At 44.3% G+C, this 289-nt stretch carries 1 protein-coding gene; it reads left to right on the top strand.

What is annotated here, in order from left to right:
• On the top strand, positions 1-289 hold a 289-nt coding region (locus AAEY57_RS19680), incomplete at both ends, for a class II aldolase/adducin family protein (protein WP_350608630.1).

Genomic DNA, 289 nt, shown 5'->3' with positions numbered 1-289 from the left:
ACCAAGGCGAGCGCCTAGCAGGAGCTGTAAAGCCATCGGCAGAAACACAATTACACCTAAGTTTGTATCAGCTTATACCTGATGCACAGTGTGTTTTGCATACTCACTCTGTAGCCGCCACCGTACTGTCGCAAATTACCCAAAGGCATCAACTTGATTTAACAGGCTATGAAATGCAAAAAGCACTGAGCGGCTTTACTTCGCATTTAGAAACGCTGAGCATTCCTATTTTCGATAACGATCAAGATATTGACCGATTAAGCCTGCTGGTCAGTGACCATCATTTACA

It is taken from the genome of Pseudoalteromonas sp. MER144-MNA-CIBAN-0113, assembly GCF_040308965.1.
Lineage (GTDB): Bacteria > Pseudomonadota > Gammaproteobacteria > Enterobacterales > Alteromonadaceae > Pseudoalteromonas > Pseudoalteromonas tetraodonis.
Note: the sequence above shows the minus strand (reverse complement) of the source record. Positions and strands in the feature narration are given on the sequence as shown.